This window comes from Thioalkalivibrio sp. ALE19 (assembly GCF_000428605.1).
Lineage (GTDB): Bacteria > Pseudomonadota > Gammaproteobacteria > Ectothiorhodospirales > Ectothiorhodospiraceae > Thioalkalivibrio.
This window is the reverse complement of the sequence record NZ_AUAG01000027.1, coordinates 43,899-57,642: the sequence shown is the minus strand read 5'-3', so window position 1 is coordinate 57,642 and position 13,744 is coordinate 43,899. Positions and strand designations below refer to the sequence as shown.

Here is a 13,744-nt window from a genome sequence, read left to right as displayed (position 1 = left end):
ACGGCTTGAGCGGTTCATCCCCGCGGGTGCGGGGAACACACTTCCTGTATTTTCTTGATCTACGGGAAGATTCCGGCGACTGAATGATCCACCAGCGCAGTCGGCGGAATCAAGTGGTTGCTAGTTGTTAAAGAGTTCCGCATTTTCAGCGAGTTATGTTTCATGGTCGGGTTCAGGTGCAAAGCGCACCAACCGTAGTCCTTCGTAGTCGACTGGTATACGGCGGTTTTTTCCGCATGTCTGGAATTCGAAGCCGGATTCGTGGCGGCTGGCCCATGCCATTACCACATTTCCTTCGTCGACCAGGGCGTTGATCTGTTCCCAGATCATTTCGCGTACGCGGCGGTTTACGTCGCCAACGTAGACTCCCGCGCGGATTTCCAGGAGCCAGATGGCGAGGCGACCGCGCAGCCTTGGTGGTACGTTCTCGGTTACGACGACCAGCATCGTCATGGTCATTTGCTCCTGTGGCCGGCGTCGCCCAGGTGTTCGGCCTCCGGGATCGCGGGTGGTTGCGCTTCCGGTGCCGGGGGTGGTGGTTCGATGCCCCCGGCGGCCAGGACGTCCTCGATCAGTGGTATCAGCCGCGGGAGCAGTTTCTGTTCCCGGAACGCATCGCGGCAGGCGATGCGTACTTCCCGTTCTGGATGGGATGGATTTCGTGCGGCGATGCGGAAGGCGACCGGAACCACTGTTTCGAATTTGACGATGTCGGCAATGTCGTAGACGAAGCTCTGCGGTTTCCCGGTATGCAGGAATCCGATGGCCGGGGCATAACCCGCGGCCAGGATGGCGGACTCGGCCACCCCGTACAGGCTGGCGGTCGCCGCAGAGAGACAGCGGTTGACCGGATCGGCTTCGTCCCAGTCCGCGGGATCGTAGCTGCGGCCTTTCCAGGGGACTTTGTACTGTTTGGCGAGGACCTGATAGGTCTTGCGTACGCGGGCACCTTCGATTCCTCGAAGCTGTTCCACGGAGCGACGCGATGGCGGCTCTTCGCCAAAGCGCAATGCGTACATCCGCCGCACGACCTTGAGCCGCAGGGGTTCTTCCAGTGCGAGCCGGGCCTGGTACAGGAGTTTGTCGGAGCGTGCCCCTCCGGGCTGGCCCGCCGAGTAGAGGCGAACACCGCCTTCCCCCACCCAGGTGAGCAGTGTCCCGACGGTGGCGGCCAGATGAACGGCAGCGTGGGAGATGCGGGTTCCGGGTTCCAGCAGGATGCAGGTGACCGAACCGACCGGGATGTGCATCCGTTCGCCGTTGACGTCGTCGATGACGACGAATGCACCGTCGCGGACGTCGATCTGCGCCCGGCCCACAAAGATCGTGGACATCCGCTCCTTGATCGGGATGGGCTTGAGCGGGACGTATTCCTCGGCCATGGTCAGGTCCGCCGGATCATCCACATTCCGCAGCCGAATGCGCGTGAACGCCCGATCCCGTGCGCGAGGCTCTGATGGAAGCGCTCGGGATCGGTGACTTCGAGAATGCCTTCGAAATCGACGGCGCTGAAGCGGATCTGTTTGCCCTTACGGCGGCTGGTGTGCTGGCGATAGCCGGAGACCTGCGGTGGCGCGACAAGCTGGTAGCCGTTGCGGCCGGCGCGGTCTTCGTCCTGCAGCCATGCGCGTGCAGCGTCGTCCATTCGTTCCTGGATCGCCGTGCGGTCGTCGATTCCTTCGGACCGGGCCTGTTTCTTCGCATCCATGAGCACATCGTGATGGCGGGAATTCTTGCGGCCTTCTTCGCGTCGCGCCACCACCGGGTTGGCTCGCAGCCGGAACCCGAGCTGCTGGCCGGCCTGCAACCGGGGTGCGAAGGGTTTGCTTTCGCAGGAAAGCAGGCCGGGTACCTCCTGGGGTTCGATCTGTGACAGCACGTAGAACAGGGGCATGCCGCGTGGCTGCTCGCCAAGCGACGGGACATCGTGTTCCTGTTCCTGGCGGAACAGAAACGGTCGCCCGCCTTCATTCGGGAACAGCTTCCACAACAGTTGATGGTTGCCGTAGGCGTTTCCCTGCATGAGTTGCTGCAGGGATTTCGGATTCAGGCCTTCGGTGGCGACCCGGACTCTGGACAGGTACATCAGGATTCCTCCCGCGTCTGATGCCAGTGTTCCGGCCGCGAGGCGAACTGCCACCGGCCACGGTGCAACGGCTGGTCATAGGGGTAGCGCGTTTCCTGAACGGGCAGGTCTCCGCTTTCGCCTTCCCAGGCGTAGGCCACTTCTTCCCCGAGGCCAAGCCGCCGGTGTTCTTCCTCGGGGCACAGCCGGGTGAGTTGCGGGAATTCGTGGGACAGCGCGGCGCGGAGACCTTCGGCTTCCACGATCCGCGGTGCCAGTGGTGCGGCCGGCGGACAGGATTTGCGCCCGAAATAGAGCGGGAAGCGCGGGTTCTGCAAGGCTTCCGCCACGTCGTCCAGGGACCAACGGCTGGTTTCGGTGGCGCGGATGGCGACCCGCCAGGAACCGTCGCACCGGTACTCGCGTGTGGACAGGATCGTGTGGAGCTTGTCCTTGACGGCCAGCTCATCCCGGCGGGTCAGGCGCCGGGCCTTGCGGTCCTGGCCGGGGACCTGAGCGGTGTGATAGTCCTGCACCGCCACTCCGGGGCTGAGCTGCTTGATGGCGACGGCGACGCCATCGCGCAGTTCCGCCAGGGCGTCGTCCTCATCGCGACGGATGCCGAGGGCGGCACCCAGCAGACCAAGGATGGCCGAGCGGGAAGGGTGGCGCGCGCTGCGACGAATCTCGCCGGTTGCGGCCTCTCCCCAGCTCGCCATCGGCGCGTATAACTGGAATACGAGGTAGCGCATTTCTTCCTCCTCAGCCGGCGGCGACGAACTGCTTGAGTTCATCCAGGCTGCCGGAGCCCTGGAGGGCATTCATGGAGCAGCGGTCGTCCGCGCAGGCCCCGTACACCCGGTCGAAGTTTTCCATCTGCCGTTCCAGTGCCTGGATGGCGTCTTCGCCCTGGCCCTTCACCGGCTTGAGGAAGGCCACGGAAAGCGAGCGCGGCTGCTGTGCGCCTTTCTCGGCCAGCACATAGGAGGCATAGGCTCGGGAGCCGAAGCTGTTCTGCTTGCCCCGTGGCGCCACCTTCACGGCCGCCTCGATCAGAGCCTGGATGGAGCGGTCGGCGAGTGCCTGGTCGCCGCCCAGGTTCTCGATCAACTGCTCCCGGTCGATGCAAAGGTAGCTGTAGAACACCCCGGCGGCGAAGCCGGTCTCGCCAATATGCCCGGCACCCATGTCTTCTTCGCCCGTGTTCAGATCGTCTACGGCGGTGAAGTAATCGTCCTCGACCACCACCGGATGGACGGTGATGGCGTGCGCGACCTGGCAGGCGGCCTCGACGTTGTAGACGGGGTGGGCCGCCAGCATCCGTCCGAACAGGGCGATGTCGGCGGCAGCGGGGTTGGTGCGCAGCAGATTGAGTTCATCTTCCGTCGGTTCGCGGTTTTCCTCGACCAGCGTGTCACAAAGCGCGTCCACGGCCTGGTGCTCTTCCGGGCTGATGTGCGCCAGCTGTTCGATTTCGACGCTGTCTTTCTGGAGCTTGCCGAAGACGCCGGCGATCTTTGCCGCCCACTCATGAGCGGACTTTTCCTTGACGCCACCTTTGAGCAGGCGCTGCTCGACTTCGATCCCGAGGCGCTTGGTCCGGGTGCCAAGGCTGTCGGCGAGGGCGCTCTGGAACACATCCGAGGTGCGCCAGTGGCGCTTGAGGCTCTGCGAGGAAACCCGCAGGCGTTCGACGCCACCCATGCGGGCGGTCTTGGGCCGGCCGATGTCGTCGCGGTTGAGATTGGCCGGCGGGTAGGACGTAAGCATGTGCAGCTGAATGAAACGGCTCATGATCGATTCTCCGTAAGGTGTTGGGGCCTAGCTGGCGTTCCGGGATTTTTCGTAGGTCGCGAGTGTGGTGAAGTAATCGTTTGCCCAGCGGACGGCGAGCCGGCGGTCGGGCCTGGGGGCCAGGTCGCCGCCTTTCTCGCGGTTCCAGTGGAGGATGTCGTCGGCCAGCGAGACCACGTTGACGTCCCTCTTCAACAGTCGAACTGCGCGCCGGATGCGGCGCAGGAAGTCATCCAGGTCATCGCTGCGCAGCAGCTGCTGGAAGCGAAGTTCGCTTACGCGTGGTTTGCCGCTGCCGGCTTCGGATTCCGAGCCCATGGCGGTCGCCAGACTCCTCGTAGAGTCGTGGCTGTTGACCTCCGCCAGGGCGGCGGCCACGCAGCCCCAGGCGCGCATATCCCATGTACCGCGGCGGCCCGGGGGCAGGGCGAACCAGAGATTCCGGAACCCTTCGGTCAACAGCGCATCGTCGGGCCCGCTGGCATGGCGCAGTTCCGCACGGGCTGCCCTGTCGTCCTCTGCGATGCGTTGCCACCATTGAAGGACGGTGTCCGCGACACCTTCTTCATCCTCGCGGTCCCGCAGGGCCACCAAGTGAAGATTGAATGCGTGTTCGTTCATGCGGCTTCCTCCTGTTCCGCCGCCTGGCGGAGGTTCTTCATTTCCTTGCCCTTGAAAAGCCAGCCACGGAGTTTGCCGCGTGCCGCGATGACCCGCTTGAGGTCCGCGGCTTCGGTCTCGCCGGACAGGGCCAGGTCGTCAAAGGTGTGCATGGCCTGGTCGCGCAGGGCCTGCTGCCACCGCTGCGCAATCTGCGGGGGCAGGCCAGCGCGGCGCGGCAGTTCGGCGGGCATGTCCTTGAGGCAGCCATAGAACGCGCCGGTGGTTGCCTCCCATACGCGCTGATCGACGAATGTGAAGTCGCCTTTGGCATCGCCCGGGCGGTTGAACCATGCGGCCTTGACCGCCGACCGCGTCTGCCAGGCCGCCTTTTCCGCGGCGTCACTCAGCTGGCGGACCCAGTGAAGCATCCGGTCCCGGTGTTCTTCGTCGACGGCGACCAGCGGCATCTCGGTGCTGTACCAGCCGCGAGGTTTGTTCTGCTTGAGGTCGTAGCCGAACACCCACAGCCGGGCCTGGCGGGAAACGGTTGTCGTGTCCGATGCGAACCTGAGGGTGTCGGCCTTGGTGGTCAGGTAGTCCTGCACGACCTGCGCCGGCAGGTTTCCCTGGTCCTTCTCGTCCTTCAGCACCAGGGATTCCCAGTGGCGGTAACCAATGCCCCCGGGCTGGCCTTTCTGGGAGAGCGGCGGGTCCGACTTTTTCGGGTCGAACCGAAATGGGGTCAGCGGCTGAATCCAGCTGCCATCGTAGTTGTAGCCGTAGTTGGTCACCCGCATGCTTCGGACGCGGCGTTCGTCATGACGCCCGCAGACACGGCACTCACAGGTTTCATCCTCCACTTCGAGGCGGAATCGGTTGGGCATGGCCCAGTACACATGCAGCGGATGCATGTCATCCGGAGTCGTCGTGAGCGTGGGAGAGCCTTTTTCGCTGGTTCGGGTCGGCACAAGCCACGGAAAGATGTGGCCGTCGTCCGGCTGCGGGTCCGGATAGGTGAACCGGTCGCGGCTGAGCAGATTGAGCAGCAGCTTGTGCCACAGCGAGGCTTCCTTGTCATGAGGCAGGACCAGGGTGGTCAGTGGCCCGCCGCCTCGCAGCCCGACACGATAGCCGGTGCCGCCCGCCGGACCGGTAAGCTGCATGGTGAGCAGGGCCAGGCCAGCGCAACGGGGGCACATCTCCTCGCCCACCCCGCGTTTCACGAAGTGATCGGTATTCTGCTTGAGGCCCTGTTCGCCAGGGGCTTCGATCAGAAGGCCCGCGGCCGGGGCTGTTTTGGCCTGTTCCATAGGATCCAGGTCCTGCATGAAGCGGGGGCCGTCGCCGAACAGTTCGAATGTTCCGGCATACGGGGCGAACCGCGCCTGCAGATCGTCCGTCGAAGATGGCTCCATCCACATCTGCAGCCACTGCTTGCGGCTGCCCGGGGCGCTGGCGGTTTGCAGCAGCCCGATCAGGAACTGCCAGGCCGAGCCCTGAAAATCCGCGCGGGGCAGTGCAAGGTCAACGAATTCCGGGTTGGCCACAGCCGTGGGCGGGCCGTATTCCACCCCGCCATCGTGCCGCCGAAACGGCAGCCAGGGGTCGTTAATCAGATTCATGCTTTTCTCCTTCTCCTGGGCTTCGTGCGATGACTGCACCCAGGGTTTTGTCGTACTGGCATGTGTCTTCTTCGGTGGGAAGCCAGAAAACCGTGTCGCGGAGAAAGCGGTGCGTTTCGCGAAGGCGGTCCGCTTCCGATTCCAGTGCCTGTGGCAGGGGCGGCAGTCGGCGTGCCTGGCTTTCCCGTAGCTGTACCGTGCTCATCGCCCATGGGTGCCGTTCGTGCTCGTGCAGCGGTAGCAGGCGGCCATCAGTCTCCTTCACCAGGGCGACAGAAATGGTCTTCTCGTTGCTGAGTCGCGTACCCAGTTCCTGGTCGTCGTCCCAACCGGCTCCGTCGAGCTGGATCTGGTATCCCCGTTCCGGCCTCAGTGCATTGAAGCGGGCCACCGACTGGGCGACGTTCTGGTCGGCGTAGTGGTCGTAGTGACTGTCCTCGAGTCCTTCCGGGAGCACGCGTGTGTCGCCGTGGACGGCTTCGAGGAGGGTCCGCGCCCGCTCGGGAAGGCGGATGGCCCCTTCTTCGCGCAGGATGCGGCAGGTGTTCCAGAGCTGTGCGGTGTCGGGGTAGACGTAGCCGGTGCCGCGTAACGAGGGCGGCAGCCAGTTCGGCTCCGGTGTCTCGGTCCATTCCGGGGCCAGCACATGGAGGGTCGGGGCCGGGCGGTCCTCTCCGGCCTGAGCGTGATCCACGCGGTTGCCCCGGGTATCGCGCCGGTGTCGGTGGAGCCGGCCGGCGCGCTGGATGACGAGGTCGATCGGGGCCAGGTCGGTGACCAGGACATCGAAATCCAGGTCCAGGCTTTGTTCGACCACTTGCGTGGCGACCAGCACCTGGCCCTGCCTGTCTGCGGCCGTGGAGTCGGAGCCGAAGCGCTGCAGGGCAGCATTTTCGATGCGCTGGCGATCCGCCATGGTGAAGCGGGCATGGAACAGCATGGCCTGCTCCGGCGAGGCGAGCTGTTCGCTCACCTGCTGATAGGCCGCGATGGCATCGTCCACGGTATTGCGGATCCAGCATGCGCAGCGGCCCTCGCGGGCGGCACCGAGTACGAGGTCCAGGGCCTCTTCGGTGGTGTGGACGAATTCCACCGGCAGGTTGCGACCACTGAAGGGGCTGGCCGCCAGCGGTGTTTCGTCGACTTCGGCGCCCCGCACGTGGGTGGCCAGCGGGAAGCTGTCGTTGTTCAGGGTTCCAGCGGTGTTTTCGTCGCGGCCTTGCTGCCAGGCACCAACGAGGTCTTCCCGCAAGATCCTCGGCATCGTGGCGGAGAGCAGGATGGCCGACCCGCCCTGCCGCGCGTGGGCGTCCAGCAAGGCCTTGAGCAGACCGCTGGTGTAGGTGTCGTAGGCATGGACTTCGTCGACGATCAGCACCTTCCCGGCGAGCCCGAGCAGGCGGAGGGGCTGATGCTTGCGCGGGAGGACGGCGAGCAGGGCCTGGTCGATGGTGCCCACACCCACCTCGGCCAGCAGGGCCTTCTTGCGGTTGTCGGCGAGCCACGCGCGGCAGGCGCTGCCCGCGCTGTCTTCGGTGTGCGTGTAGGGGGCGTCGTTGCTGGTGGAGAGAACAACGGATTGCCGGAAGGTTTCGTTCAGGTCCCGGGCGCCGTGGGCCAGGATCAGCGAGGGCTCGGTGTCAGGCGGATAGAGGCGGCGATAGTAGCTGCCCAGGCGCCGGTACATGGCGTTGGAAGTCGCCATGGTGGGCAGGCCGAAGTACAGGCCTTCGTGCTGGCGTTCTGCGAGCAGTCGGTGGGCCAGGGTCAGGGCGGCTTCGGTCTTGCCGGCGCCGGTGATGTCCTCCAGCAGAAACAACTGGGGGCCTTCGGCCAGCGGTACCGTCTCGGCCCAGGCCTGGAGGGGCGTGGGCTGGAATCCGAAGGCCGACGTAAAGCCGGGGTAGGAAACCGGGTGTGGGCGATGAAGGAGGCCCGTTTCCGCCAGGGCCCGGTGGGCTCGTGGCAGGGCCGTTTCATTCCAGTATTGCTCCAGCGGAACCGGTTCGGCCTGATAGGCAAAAATATCGGCATTCGAACCCAGCCAGTCGGCGAGCACGGCCACGCCGGCGATCTGCCAGCTTGCGGGCGCCAGAGTTTCTTTACGCCACGCTTCGTCGGCGAGCAGTTCGCTGGGCCAGGCCGGCTGAAGCAGGTCTTCCGCAGCGCGGGCGAAGGCTTTCAGGGCGCGAAGATCCTCCTCCAGGAAGGCCGCACTCAGCGGCGCACTGCCCCCCTGGACCGGCTTGCCGTGGTGTCCGAAGAAGCAGCCCATCCACAGGCTCAATGCGTCTTCCTCGTCCATCAAGTCCAGCCTCGATGCCCCGGCTTGCAGGCGCTGTTGCCGCCTGACGGGCAGGAGATGTTCGTTCCAAACCCGTGCCCCGAGACTGTCGTGCCTTTCGCTGTAAGGCAGCCCGGCAGGCTGGACCAGGAATGGAAGTGGCGGACGGGCGAGACCCTGAAAGGAGCGGGCGAACTTTCCCAGATCGTGAAGGGCGAGGGAGTAGACGAAGAAGGAAACCAGCGTCTCCGCATCCATGTGCAGACTGTCCGCCAGTTGCCTCGTTCGGGTGGGGGCACCCTCCAGCAGCACCTGACCGACGGCTGCCACATCAAGGGCATGGAACGGGAGCAGGTGACAGGGGACGTTGGTCGAGCGCTCTCCGTTGGCTTTGCCCCAATAGCGAAAGAGGAGTGGAATCTCTCCCGCCGAGGGTTCCGTTGTATCTGGCCTCTGTTCCATGGGCCTCGCTCCATCATCCGTTGTCTGGCCACCCTGCCATCTCGGCGCGGCATATTCCATGGCTGGCGGTCGGGTTATCGCTGCTACGCCACCATTGAAGCACCCGAGGTGGCTCACACAGTGAGCCGCCCCCGTACGTTGAGGTGACGATTCAGGCCGCTATCCACGAAAACCGGCCGAAGTGATAATAGTGGCCATCGCTATTTTCACGCGAGAACATGGCCCGCAGCGGGCCAGGAGGTATGCGCGGCGAGGAAGGTTCAGGTGTAACGGGCGGCGGCTTCGCGCAGGGTTTCGGCGACGCGCTGGCGCAGGGATTCGGGGGCGATGACTTCCACGCCGGGGCCGTGGCGCAGGATTTCCTGGATCAGTTCGGTGGGGTCGGAGTAGGGGATCTGCAGTTCCCAGGTGTCGCCGCGGTACTGGCCGATCTGGTCGGGGTGCCAGGTTTCGTCGGCGACCCAGCGGGCGTGTTCGGGGGTGAAGCGCAGTACGGCCCATTCGCTGGCGGGGCCGGTGAAGATGCCGAAGGCGGCGCCGATGTGGCGGTCGAGGTCGGCATCGGCTTCTTCGCGCAGGGGGGCGTCCTGCACGGGGGTGGCGGCGCGGATGCGTTCCAGGGCGAAGGTGCGCAGGGCTTCGGCGTTTTCGCACCAGGCGATCAGGTACCAGTTGTCGCGGTAGTAGAGCAGGCGCTGCGGGTGGATGCGGCGGCGGGTGGCGCTGTCGCGGGCGCGGCCGTGGTAGTCGATGTCCAGCGGGTGGCCGGCGAGGGTGGCCTCGGCGGCGACGCGGAAGGTGTCGGCGGCGCTGGTGCGGTGGGCCTGGGGCTGGATCTGGATGCGCCGGCGGAGTTCGGTGGAGTCCTGGCCGCCGGTCTCCAGCAGGCGGCGGATGCGGGTCTTCATCGGGCCGATGACGGGGGCGAGCAGGCCCGGCTGCATGTCTTCCAGCAGCTGTTCGATGGTCAGCAGGGCGAGCAGCTCGGATTCGTTGAACCACAGCCCGGGCAGTTCGAAGGCCGGGGCGTCGGGGTCGTAGCGGTAGCCGTTGGCCTGCGCGTCGTACTCGATGGGCGCCTGCATGAAGTCGCGCATGTATTCGATGTCGCGCTTGAGGGTGGCGCGCGACACTCCGAGCTGTTCCACCAGCTGCGCCAGCGAGGGCGGCTGGCGGCTTTCCTTGAGCCGGCGATGCAGGTGGAAGATGCGTTCGGCGCGGTTCATGGGGCGGATCCGGCGGCGGATCAGTGCAGCCGGCGGCTGACGCGGATGATCTCGTCGTCGGAGGTGAGGATCTCGCGCTGGAAGCCGTGGCGGCGGGCGAGGGCGAGCATGCCGTCGTTGTGGCGCAGCACCTCGCCGAACAGTTCGCGCAGGCCGTTGCGCCGGGCGGAGTCGATGATGGCCTCCATCAGCAGGGAGCCCACGCCGCGGCCCTGCCAGGCGTCGCTGACGACCACGGCGAATTCGGCGCTCTCGCCGTCGGGCTCGGTGGTATAGCGGGCCACGCCCACCTGGACTTCCTGGCCGTCGGCGTGATCCACGGCGATGAAGGCCATCTCGCGGTCGTAGTCGATCTGGGTGAAGCGCACCAGCATCTCCGGGGTGAGTTCCTCCAGCGAGCGCATGAACCGCAGGTAGCGGGTCTTTTCCGACAGGCTGCGCACGAAGGCCTGTTCGATGGCGGCGTCTTCGGGGCGGATCGGCCGCAGTTCCAGCTCGTGGCCGTCGCGGGTGGTGACGGTGTGCGCCACGTGCCCGGGATACGGGTGGATGGCCATGTGGGCGTAATGGCGGGTGTCGTGCCCGGGGTCCGCCAGTTCGATGCGGGCGTCCACGGCCATTACCCCGTGCTCGCCGGCCTGCAGCGGGTTGATGTCCAGCGACGCCAGCTCGGGCAGTTCGCAGGCCATCTCCGAGACCCGCAGCAGCACCTGCTCGACAGCCTCGCGCGGTACCGGCGGGGCGCCACGGAACTCGCCCAGGGTGCGCGCGGCGCGGGTCTGGTCCACCAGGCGTTCGGTCAGTGACTGGTTCAGCGGCGGCAGGGCGATGGCCTGGTCGCCGATGACTTCCACCGCGGTGCCGCCCAGGCCGAAGGCGATCACCGGGCCGAACACCGGGTCGCGCGAGATCCCGACGAGGAGTTCGCGCGCATGCCCGACCTCGGACATGCGTTCCACGGTGACGCCTTCGACGTCGGCGTCGGGGAAGTGCTCGCGGATCTGGTCCAGCATCTCCTGGGTCTGCTGACGCACCGTCTGCACGCTGCGCAGGTTGAGCCGCACGCCGCCGAAGTCGCTCTTGTGGCTGATCCCGGTTGCGCTGATCTTGAGCGCCACCGGAAAGCCCAGGGTCTCGGCGGCCAGCATCGCGTCGGCCGGATCGCGCGCGAGGATGCTGGGGTTGGTGGGGATGTGGAAGGCGGCCAGCACGGCCTTGGACTCGCGGATGCTGAGGACCTTGCGGCCGTCGTTGCGGGCGTTCTGCAGGATCAGGCGGGCGCCCTCGACGTCCGACGGGGTCTCGTCGCACAGCGGGCCGGGGGTCTGCAGCAGCATGCGCTGGTTGCGGCGGTGTTCGATCAGCCAGGCGAAGGTCTCGATCGCCGCTTCGGGCGTGCGGTACTGCGGGATCCCGGCCTCGTCGAAGCGCCGGCGCGCGCTGGCCACCAGCGGGTCGCCCATCCAGCAGGCCAGCACCGGCTTGCGGCTGTTGCGCGCCTGTTCGATCACGGCCTCGGCGCAGGCGTCCGGGTCGGTCATGGCCTGCGGGGTCAGCAGCACCACGGCCATGCTCACCCCGGGGTCGGCCAGCGTGATGCGCAGTGCCTCGCCGTAGCGTTCGGCGGTGGCGTCGCCGAGGATGTCGATCGGGTTGCCGTGCGACCAGTGACCGGGGAGCAGGTCGTTCAGCGCGTCCATGCTCTTGTCCGCCAGGCTGGCCAGTTCCAGGCCGAGGTCGGCGGCGCGGTCCACGGCCATCACCCCGGGCCCGCCGCCGTTGGTGAGGATCGCCAGGTTTTCGCCGCGCAGGCGCATGCCCCGGGCCAGGATGTGCGCCGCGGAGAACCACTGCGACACGCGCTCCACGCGGACCACGCCGGCGCGTTCCAGCGCGGCATCGAACACCGCGTCGGAGCCCATCATCGCGCCGGTGTGGGTGGCCGCCGCCTGGGCGGTGGCCGCGTGGCGCGCCGACTTCAGCACCACCACGGGTTTCATGCGGGCGGCGGCGCGCAGGCCGGAGAGGAAACGCCGGGTGTGGCGGATGCCCTCGACGTACAGCAGGATGCCCTGGGTCTCGGGGTCGACCGCGAGGTAGTCCAGCAGCTCGCCGAAGTCGACGTCGGCGGCGTCGCCGGTGGAGGCCACCCCGGAAAAGCCAATGCCGGTGGACTGTGCCCAGTCCAGCACCGCGGTGACCAGCGCGCCCGAGCTGGAGACCAGCCCCAGCTTTCCGGGCAGCGCCTGGTTGTGGCTGAAGGTCGCGTTGAGCCCGATCCGCGGGCGCATGATGCCGAGGCAGTTGGGGCCGATCAGGCGCATGCGGTAGCGCTGCGCGATTTCCACGCATTCCTGCTGCAGGCGCTGGCCCTCGCGCCCGGCCTCGCCGAAGCCGGCCGACAGGATCACCGCGCCGCGCAGGCCGGCCTCGCCACAGTTGCGCAGGATGGCGGGCACGGCCCGCGCGGGCGTGGCGATCAGCGCCAGGTCCACGCGGTGCTCGCCGGGGCGCAGTTCGGGCACGCAGGGCAGCCCCTGCACCGTGTCATGCTTGGGATTGACCGGGACCAGCGTGCCTTCGTAGCCGGCGGTCAGCAGGTTGGCCAGGACAGTCTGGCCCACGGCCCCCTCGCGCTCGGTGGCGCCGAACACGGCGACGCCGCGGGGATTGAAGATCTTGTCGAGGATATGGGTGCCCATGCATGCTTCCTGCGGTGGTGGATCCGATGAATTGGTGCTGCCCGGAGGGGCCTTCATAACATGAATCTTGCCTTTTTATCTCCCGATGCCGGGCTGGAACACGACAACGGGCCCGGGCATCCGGAGTGTCCCGAGCGGCTGACCGCGATCCGCGACCAGCTGGTGGCCGGCGGGCTGGACCCGTGGATCCTGCATCGCGAGGCGCTGCCGGCCGGACGCGCCGACCTGCTGCGGGTTCATACCGAGGCCCACGTGGCACAGGTGCTGCGGCATGTGCCGGCGGGCGAGCGGGTCATGCTCGACGGCGACACCGCGCTGTCCCCCGGCAGCCACGAGGCGGCCCTGCTGGCGGCGGGCGCGGGCATGACCGCGGTGGACTGGGTGATGGGCGCGCAGGGCCGGCGCGCGTTCTGCGCCGTGCGTCCGCCCGGGCACCATGCGCGCGCCGACCGCGCCGCGGGCTTCTGCCTGTTCAACAACGTGGTGATCGCCGCCCGCCACGCTCAGGCCCGCCACGGCATCCGCCGCATCGCCATCGTGGACTTTGACGTGCATCACGGCGATGGCACCGAGTCGCTGGTGGCCGGGGACCCGTCCATCCTGTTCGCGTCGTCGTTCGAGCATCCGGCCTATCCCGGATCGGGCGTAACGCCACTGGGCGCTAACTGCCTCAACGTACCCGTGCCCGGTGGCTCATCCGGCGGACAGTGGCGCGAGGCAGTCGCCGCGGCCTGGTTCGAGCGGTGGGATGCGTTCGCCCCCGAGCTGGTGCTGGTGTCGGCCGGTTTCGATGCCCACCGCGAGGACGAACTCTCGCGCCTGGCCCTGAGCGAAGACGACTACGCCTGGATCAGCGCGCGCATCGTGGAGCTGGCCGAGCGGCACGCGCAGGGTCGGGTGGTCTCCATGCTGGAAGGCGGCTACGCCCTGCACGCGCTGGGGCGCAGTGCGGTGGCCCACATGCGCGAGCTCGGAGGGCTGTAACC

The 13,744-nt window shown here is 66.9% G+C and carries 11 protein-coding genes; 1 reads left to right on the top strand and 10 read right to left on the bottom strand.

The features are described 5' to 3' along the window. Positions 1-153: 153 nt before the first annotated feature. The 10 genes from cas2e to F787_RS0111315 form a co-directional block, all read right to left on the bottom strand. Complete coding sequence (cas2e, locus tag F787_RS0111360; protein WP_018649513.1) at positions 154-459, bottom strand: type I-E CRISPR-associated endoribonuclease Cas2e; 306 nt, start codon at positions 457-459, stop codon at positions 154-156. Then, positions 456-1,382 carry a type I-E CRISPR-associated endonuclease Cas1e gene (gene cas1e, locus F787_RS0111355; protein WP_028492253.1) on the bottom strand — a complete coding sequence of 309 codons (927 nt, stop codon included), beginning with the start codon at positions 1,380-1,382 and terminating at the stop codon, positions 456-458. Before cas1e ends, cas2e begins: the two co-directional genes overlap by 4 nt. A gap of 2 nt (positions 1,383-1,384) precedes the next feature. Next, positions 1,385-2,086, bottom strand: a complete 702-nt coding sequence (cas6e, locus tag F787_RS0111350) for a type I-E CRISPR-associated protein Cas6/Cse3/CasE (RefSeq protein WP_028492252.1) — start codon at positions 2,084-2,086, stop codon at positions 1,385-1,387. Then, positions 2,086-2,817 (bottom strand): type I-E CRISPR-associated protein Cas5/CasD, encoded by a 732-nt coding sequence (cas5e, locus tag F787_RS0111345; RefSeq protein WP_028492251.1) that lies wholly within the window; start codon positions 2,815-2,817, stop codon positions 2,086-2,088. Before cas5e ends, cas6e begins: the two co-directional genes overlap by 1 nt. 10 nt (positions 2,818-2,827) lie before the next feature. Then, the gene (gene cas7e / locus F787_RS0111340; protein WP_028492250.1) at positions 2,828-3,859 is read right to left on the bottom strand and encodes a type I-E CRISPR-associated protein Cas7/Cse4/CasC; all 1,032 of its coding nucleotides are present in this window, start codon (positions 3,857-3,859) and stop codon (positions 2,828-2,830) included. Between the two features lie 27 nt (positions 3,860-3,886). Then, on the bottom strand, positions 3,887-4,480 hold the full coding sequence (gene casB, locus F787_RS0111335; protein WP_028492249.1) for a type I-E CRISPR-associated protein Cse2/CasB: 594 nt from the start codon (positions 4,478-4,480) through the stop codon (positions 3,887-3,889). Then, positions 4,477-6,084, bottom strand: coding sequence for a type I-E CRISPR-associated protein Cse1/CasA (gene casA / locus F787_RS0111330; protein WP_028492248.1), 1,608 nt, complete (start codon positions 6,082-6,084; stop codon positions 4,477-4,479). Before casA ends, casB begins: the two co-directional genes overlap by 4 nt. After that, complete coding sequence (locus F787_RS0111325; RefSeq protein ID WP_081694126.1) at positions 6,071-8,830, bottom strand: CRISPR-associated helicase/endonuclease Cas3; 2,760 nt, start codon at positions 8,828-8,830, stop codon at positions 6,071-6,073. The genes casA and F787_RS0111325 overlap by 14 nt, the downstream gene beginning before the upstream one ends. Positions 8,831-9,090: 260 nt before the next feature. Continuing rightward, positions 9,091-10,056: a YafY family protein gene (locus F787_RS0111320; RefSeq protein ID WP_028492246.1), complete on the bottom strand. Its 966-nt coding sequence runs from the start codon at positions 10,054-10,056 to the stop codon at positions 9,091-9,093. A gap of 20 nt (positions 10,057-10,076) precedes the next feature. Next, positions 10,077-12,758 carry a bifunctional acetate--CoA ligase family protein/GNAT family N-acetyltransferase gene (locus F787_RS0111315; protein ID WP_028492245.1) on the bottom strand — a complete coding sequence of 894 codons (2,682 nt, stop codon included), beginning with the start codon at positions 12,756-12,758 and terminating at the stop codon, positions 10,077-10,079. 60 nt (positions 12,759-12,818) lie between these two features. Between F787_RS0111315 and F787_RS0111310 the strand changes: the two genes are divergently transcribed. After that, positions 12,819-13,742, top strand: a complete 924-nt coding sequence (locus tag F787_RS0111310) for a histone deacetylase family protein (protein ID WP_028492244.1) — start codon at positions 12,819-12,821, stop codon at positions 13,740-13,742. The last annotated feature ends 2 nt before the right edge of the window (positions 13,743-13,744 follow it).

Bases quoted from the DNA above. Each gene is read 5' to 3' on its own strand.
- cas2e (WP_018649513.1), bottom strand. From the start codon at position 459: ATGACCATGACGATGCTGGTCGTCGTAACCGAGAACGTACCACCAAGG.
- cas1e (WP_028492253.1), bottom strand. From the start codon at position 1,382: ATGGCCGAGGAATACGTCCCGCTCAAGCCCATCCCGATCAAGGAGCGG.
- cas6e (WP_028492252.1), bottom strand. From the start codon at position 2,086: ATGTACCTGTCCAGAGTCCGGGTCGCCACCGAAGGCCTGAATCCGAAA.
- cas5e (WP_028492251.1), bottom strand. From the start codon at position 2,817: ATGCGCTACCTCGTATTCCAGTTATACGCGCCGATGGCGAGCTGGGGA.
- cas7e (WP_028492250.1), bottom strand. From the start codon at position 3,859: ATGAGCCGTTTCATTCAGCTGCACATGCTTACGTCCTACCCGCCGGCC.
- casB (WP_028492249.1), bottom strand. From the start codon at position 4,480: ATGAACGAACACGCATTCAATCTTCACTTGGTGGCCCTGCGGGACCGC.
- casA (WP_028492248.1), bottom strand. From the start codon at position 6,084: ATGAATCTGATTAACGACCCCTGGCTGCCGTTTCGGCGGCACGATGGC.
- F787_RS0111325 (WP_081694126.1), bottom strand. From the start codon at position 8,830: ATGGAACAGAGGCCAGATACAACGGAACCCTCGGCGGGAGAGATTCCA.
- F787_RS0111320 (WP_028492246.1), bottom strand. From the start codon at position 10,056: ATGAACCGCGCCGAACGCATCTTCCACCTGCATCGCCGGCTCAAGGAA.
- F787_RS0111315 (WP_028492245.1), bottom strand. From the start codon at position 12,758: ATGGGCACCCATATCCTCGACAAGATCTTCAATCCCCGCGGCGTCGCC.
- F787_RS0111310 (WP_028492244.1), top strand. From the start codon at position 12,819: ATGAATCTTGCCTTTTTATCTCCCGATGCCGGGCTGGAACACGACAAC.